This window comes from Chengkuizengella marina (assembly GCF_009910845.1).
GTDB classification, from domain to species: domain Bacteria; phylum Bacillota; class Bacilli; order Paenibacillales; family KCTC-33759; genus Chengkuizengella; species Chengkuizengella marina.
In genome coordinates this window covers 24970-31132 of sequence record NZ_SIJB01000065.1, presented here as the reverse complement: position 1 = coordinate 31132, position 6163 = coordinate 24970, and the positions used below count along the sequence as shown (strand labels likewise).

Genomic DNA, 6163 nt, shown 5'->3' with positions numbered 1-6163 from the left:
TGACATGGGTGCCAGTTTATTGAAACACCTCTTTTTTTATTTCTTAATACTTATTTATCATATATTGATACGAATCACCAATTATATCTTCATTACCTTCTATTGATGGTTTCAATGTAAGCTTTTGAAAATCCTCTAATACTGACTTAAGTATCGCATTACGTTCTTTTGTTTTTCCAAGTGTTGCCTCACTATTAAAATCTATATTACGGAATACTCCTCTTAATTTCTTCTAATTTTGCCAATGCCTTGTTAATAATTTGACCTATTTCCATTTTGTTTACTATATAAATAATCGAATGTCGATTTTTCATCTAATACAAATCGTTCTCTAGATAAAGCTCGTTGAATACGTTTTTCATATTCATTTCAATTTCTGTTTGATTTTCTCAACCCATAATGGAAGAGGATCTAATTGATAATTAATATTGTTACAATCTGCTTCAAGTACAATTTTACCAATAGAATCTCTATTATCTATTACTAATAAATAATCAATAAGATATAGGTTGGATAACAAATTCTGTAACGAAGTCTTGTGTCGCCTAACGATGTCGTCTGTATGGATATAGTGTCCACCATTTTGAACACGAACCGCAACCCTTTCTATATTTAAGAGATAATCACCAAGACCAATAAAAAACATAGTCACATTAAAACCATTCTCCTTAGCACTCTTCATAAGTCGGATAGTGTTCCCACCAGCTAAAGTAGTTTCTACTGAAAAATCACGATGATTTCTAATACATTCCCTTGCAAGTCTAATCGCTTTTTTTCCCGCAGATATCTTGTGTTGTTCAGGATTGTCTGGATCGATACCACGAGCAAGAGTATCAGGATCAATGTTCACACTGACTCCTAGTTGATCTACAATCAAATTTCGAATCGTACTTTTTCCACTACCGTTATTCCCTGCGAATACAAACATATTAGCAGACAATTCACTCATGAGATAACTCCCGATTATTAATCGGAATAATTTTTCCATTGGTATATTCTTTTACAATCTGACCATTATCGGTTTTATATACTATATAAGTACCATTCGCTTTAGCATCCAGTTTTGCTCGATCACCTGTCAGTTTTATTAACTTATGCAAATTTTGAATACGTTTCACTTTTTGCCACCTTCTAACCAATTTCGTTTACTTAACTGATTTCATTATAGCACATAAAATACTTAACTCTACACATTCAGAACAGTTTGGATTTTACACTTCCTTATAAACAAATACTTTTAGAAAACAACTTTTATTACTTAATGATTTGATCACACAAAAAGAACCGAGAATGATCTAATAATTAGATATTCTCAGTCCTATATATTTAATTCAAATTATCCCTTAGTTACAGCGACTATACCCACAGCTCGTACAGTTTTTACATCCTTCCGAATTTACTAAACTTGCCGATCCACAAGATGGACATAGGTCTTTAGATTCGATAAGGGATACATCATTTTCAATAGAATCAGTAACTGTCTCCGCTGTTTCAACTTCTATAGCAGCTGCATTTTCGTTGCTTTCAATCACTGTTGCAGTTTCTTTTGCTTCTTCAATATGAATCTCCAGTGCTTTAGCAACAGCATCTGCAATGGATTCTACACGGTTAGCCCCAAATCCAATCGCACCTGAACCACCAATTCCTTTTAAATGTTTGATTAATAGTTGTTCTTTATTGCCATGATCACCGTATCGAAGGAATAGGGAGCATACTCGACCTAATGCTTCTGACATAGCGAATACATCAGAACCTGCTTTTCCTACATTTAAAAAGACCTCGCCTGCAACACCATTGATATCATTGATTGTAATATAAGCCATACCAAACGGAGTATTAAACTTATAGGTTGAACCTTTTAATACTTGTGGGCGTTTAATATATTGCTTATCAAATACTTGCTCTGTTTTTGCATCTATATTTACTTTTAAAGTTTCTTTTAATTGACCCAAGTCCTTTGAAGATTCCTCTATTTTCACTGTACTTTCTTCAGTTGCAGCAGCAACTTCATCTTTTTTATCTTTTTTATCATCCTTATCTGCTGTTGAGAGAACTTGAATGTCACGACTTCCGTCTCTATAAATCGTAACCCCTTTACATCCCAAATCAAAAGCATATTCATATAACTTTTTCGTTTCTTCAACTGTAAAGTCTGCTGGACAGTTTGCTGTTTTAGAGATGGAACTATCTACCCATTTTTGAATAGCCGCTTGAACTCGAATATGGTCATCAGCTGACATTTGCATAGACGTAATATAATAATCTGGTAAAGGTTGACCTGGATTTTGATCTTGATACTCTTGTGCAATAGGTACAAGCTGTTTGTCATAACCTAAACGACTTTGGCGATAATACTCAAATGCAAAATAAGGTTCAATACCTGTTGACGTTCCTACCATTGTTCCAGTACTTCCGGTTGGTGCTTGTGTAATTACAGTTACGTTACGCATTCCATTCTCTTTTATGGACTCTCCTACTTCAGGAAAAACGTCAACCATATCTTTCATAAATCCACTTTGTAAAAATTTATCTTCAATGAAATGTGTAAATGAACCTTTTTCTCCAGCAATTTCAGAGGATGCAAGATAAGCTTCCTTAGCCATAAATCCATATATTTTATCTAAAAATTCTAACGATTCTGGGCTTCCATAACGAATTTTTAGTTTGATCATCAATTCCGCTAATCCCATCGTTCCTAAACCAACTCTACGTTCACCTTTTTGGTTCTGTTCATTTTCTTCAAAATGATAAGGAGTTGTGTCAATGACATTATCCAGAAAACGTGTGGAGTAACGAACAACTTTACCAAGTTCATCCCAGTTCACATCATCATTTTCCTCATCATAAAACTTGGATAAGTTCACTGCAGATAAGTTACATACCCCCCATGCTGGCAGACCTTGCTCCCCACATGGATTAGTACATATAATCTGATTAAAATACCAGCTATTGGACATATCATTATAATGTTCCATAAACACTACGCCAGGCTCTGCTGATTTCCAAGCAGACTCAATAATCGTATGCCACACTTCACGAGCTTTTACCGTTTTATGAAGAATAACTTTTTTACCTAGGTTTTTCCATTCAGTTAAGTCACCCTTCCATAACTCGTCATACTCTGGATCATCTGTATCAGGAAACACTAAATCCCAATCTAAATCTTCTTTTACTGCCTTCATAAAGCCATTACTTAAACAAACGGATAGGTTAGCATTTGTGATCTCACCCATCTTTTGTTTTACTGTAATAAAATCAACAAGATCTGGATGCCAATCGTTAATCATTAACATTAAAGCCCCTCTGCGACTGCCTCCCTGTTCAATTAATCCTGTCGTATAACTGAATAATCCACCCCAAGAAACCGCTCCACTAGATGAACCATTAACTCCTTTTACAATCGCTCGGCGTGGGCGCAGTGAAGATAAATTGATTCCTACTCCACCACCACGAGACATAATTTCTGTCATTTCAGTCAAAGTTTCCATGATTCCGCCTCTGCTATCGTGAGGAGATGGAATTACATAACAGTTAAACAAGGTCAACTCATCACTTGCTCCTGCACCTGCAGCAATACGCCCACCTGGTACAAGTTTCCAATCATCTAATATATATTTAAATTTTTCAGTCCATTCCTTTTGTTTTTCTGGAGTGGCTTCTGCAGAAGCCATAGCTTTTGCCAATCGATCCCACATTTCATCAGGCGTTTTTTCCACTGTAAGTGTTAATTTATGAATAGTTGAGTCAACAATTTCACCGCTACGAAGTTTAACTTGAACATTCTCACCGTCTCTGCTGATTATCTCACCTACTTCTTTCGTAGGGAATTTAGGATCATCTTTTACTAGTGCTAGTACCGTATCTCCAACCTTAGTATGATTGGTGTCAGCATCCTTCATCGCATAACGATCCAAGAATATTTTTTCACTTAAACCTTCTAATCGTTTGACTTTCATTGTTTCCAAAAAAACAACCTCCCCAAAAATAAAAACTAATATTTGATGTCTAAAAATACAGAAATCATTCCAAATTAGATATACATAAAACTATTTATTTTTCTGTATTCTTTTTAGTTAAAATGATAAGATATGTATATTTTTTGAAGGAAAAATAAAATAAATTTAGTAACTGCATTCCTTCAAAAATCACTACATATTGTGTGCGAATACCATTATACAACACTATATGTTGTGTTACTACTTTTTGACCACCCAAATCGGATAAATATATTGAGTTTTTGTCCTTTTTTCGTCCATTTTCTCATTTTATCTAACTTTTTTAAAGAAATTGATACTTCTATTATTCGACAATATTCTCTCTATATTTGTTCTACTCAAAAACATTTTGACATTAACTTTTCCATTTTGATAAGCTTAAATTCAAATATTTTGTTTCAATATATTAAGGCAACATTTATTTAAACATAAGGAAAAGGTGACTTTATGATTTTATATAATGATTTATTTCTAAATAAAGAGGAAGTACACATTTCATATGATGATAGGGGATATTATTTTGGAGATGGCGTTTATGAAGTATTTCGCATATACAATGGGCAGCTGTTTGAAATAGAAAAACACTTACAACGTTTAAAAAGAAGCTGTGAAGAAACTCAAATCACATTCCCATACACAATGGAAGAATTACAAGATAAACTATATCAATTAATCCAAAAGTCATTTGTACAGGAAGGTACGTTATATCTTCAAATTACAAGAGGAGTTGCCCCACGTTCACACGTAATTCCTGAGAACATAAAACCAGTAGTATTAGCTTATTGTAATGAAGTAAAGAGACCTTTGGATAAAATGCAATCAGGTATTAAAGCCATTACCCAAGAGGATATCCGTTGGTTAAGATGTGATATTAAATCATTAAATTTACTCCCAAACACGCTTGCCAAACAAAATGCAATCAAACATGAAGTGGATGAAACGATTTTTCATCGGGAAGGCATCATTACTGAATGCAGTGCCTCCAACATCATGATAGTTAAAAATGGAGAAATACATACCCACCCAGTTAATCACCTTATTTTAAACGGAGTCACTAGAGCAGTTGTCCTGAAGTTAGCGAATCAAGCAGGATTTACTATTAAAGAACAGCCTTTTGATTTTAATCAATTAAAAAATGCAGACGAAGTATTCATTACTGGGACTACGGTTGAAATTATACCGATCATCAGCATAGATCAACAAAAAGTTTCAAATGGTAAACCTGGAGAATTCACTAGAGAGCTTCAAAGACTTTTCGAAAAGGTTATACCTAATTCATAATATCACTGTGATCAGCACGAAAATTTTCTTTGAATGTTCTAATTACTAAATTAATACAATTTATATATTGAAATAAAAATTTGTATATTTATAATAAATATTATAAATATTATGAATTTTTATTTATGTTGTCCCCACATTGATAAATCCAATTTTGAGGTGGTTTAGTGATTAGAGTGATGATAACCGCATCAGAAAATCAGAAAATCATCATAGAAGGAATAAAACACATATTGGAAAAAGATCAAGAAATAGAAGTAATCGCACTAGCTTCTAGTAAAGATGAAATGATGAATTTGTGCGAACACTACCATCCAGATGTAGTATTAATGAATGACATTACGTCGGATTTTGATGTCATGGAAGCTATACAAAATATAAAAACAAAGTTTGAGTCAACTCAAGTCATTATTCTGACAGAAAACACAAATAACTCAAATATTATCAATGCTTTCATTCATGGTGCAAATGGGTATATGCTGAAAGAAACGAATTCAGATGAATTAATTATGGCTATAAAAAGTGCTGCAATGGGTCTTAGTGTAATGTATAAAAAATCTACGATTCAACTGATGCACCAGCTCCAAGACATAAAAAGTGACCATAACTCTTCTACTGAATTAATGGATGTAAATTTGACAGATAGAGAGATAAGTATAATTAAGCATATTATTAGTGGAATGGAAAACAAAGAAATTGCTAAAAACCTTTACGTATCCGAAGGTACTGTAAAAAATGCAATTTCAAAAATCTTAAAAAAGTTAGATTTATGTAATAGAATCCAGTTGGTCGTATTTGTTATGAAAAATGATCTATTAAACCATAAAAACTTAACTAGGGGATAAATATACTCTTAGTTTAACAAACATCATTTTTTGTAACTATTT

Annotated in this window: 5 protein-coding genes; 2 read left to right on the top strand and 3 right to left on the bottom strand. The window is 33.2% G+C overall.

Annotated features, from left to right (window positions below):
* Window positions 1–364: 364 nt before the first annotated feature.
* The 3 genes from ERL59_RS20105 to ERL59_RS20100 all read right to left on the bottom strand — a co-directional run bounded on the left by ERL59_RS20105 (window position 365) and on the right by ERL59_RS20100 (window position 3956).
* Complete coding sequence (locus ERL59_RS20105) at window positions 365–949, bottom strand: zeta toxin family protein (RefSeq protein WP_160648023.1); 585 nt, start codon at window positions 947–949, stop codon at window positions 365–367.
* Window positions 942–1118: a hypothetical protein gene (locus ERL59_RS20890; RefSeq protein WP_328699994.1), complete on the bottom strand. Its 177-nt coding sequence runs from the start codon at window positions 1116–1118 to the stop codon at window positions 942–944. Before ERL59_RS20890 ends, ERL59_RS20105 begins: the two co-directional genes overlap by 8 nt.
* A gap of 225 nt (window positions 1119–1343) precedes the next feature.
* A complete protein-coding gene (locus tag ERL59_RS20100; RefSeq protein ID WP_407925749.1) occupies window positions 1344–3956 on the bottom strand; it encodes an adenosylcobalamin-dependent ribonucleoside-diphosphate reductase in 2613 nt (870 codons plus the stop codon).
* Between the two features lie 486 nt (window positions 3957–4442).
* Between ERL59_RS20100 and dat the strand changes: the two genes are divergently transcribed.
* Together dat and ERL59_RS20090 are read left to right on the top strand one after the other, a co-directional pair.
* On the top strand, window positions 4443–5276 hold the full coding sequence (gene dat, locus ERL59_RS20095) for a D-amino-acid transaminase (RefSeq protein ID WP_160648021.1): 834 nt from the start codon (window positions 4443–4445) through the stop codon (window positions 5274–5276).
* Between the two features lie 167 nt (window positions 5277–5443).
* Window positions 5444–6121: a response regulator gene (locus tag ERL59_RS20090; RefSeq protein WP_160648020.1), complete on the top strand. Its 678-nt coding sequence runs from the start codon at window positions 5444–5446 to the stop codon at window positions 6119–6121.
* Window positions 6122–6163 lie beyond the last annotated feature (42 nt).

What these genes read in the sequence shown, in the direction of transcription:
- ERL59_RS20105 (WP_160648023.1), bottom strand. Translation starts at nt 949, where the DNA reads ATGAGTGAATTGTCTGCTAATATGTTTGTATTCGCAGGGAATAACGGT.
- ERL59_RS20100 (WP_407925749.1), bottom strand. Translation starts at nt 3,956, where the DNA reads ATGAAAGTCAAACGATTAGAAGGTTTAAGTGAAAAAATATTCTTGGAT.
- dat (WP_160648021.1), top strand. Translation starts at nt 4,443, where the DNA reads ATGATTTTATATAATGATTTATTTCTAAATAAAGAGGAAGTACACATT.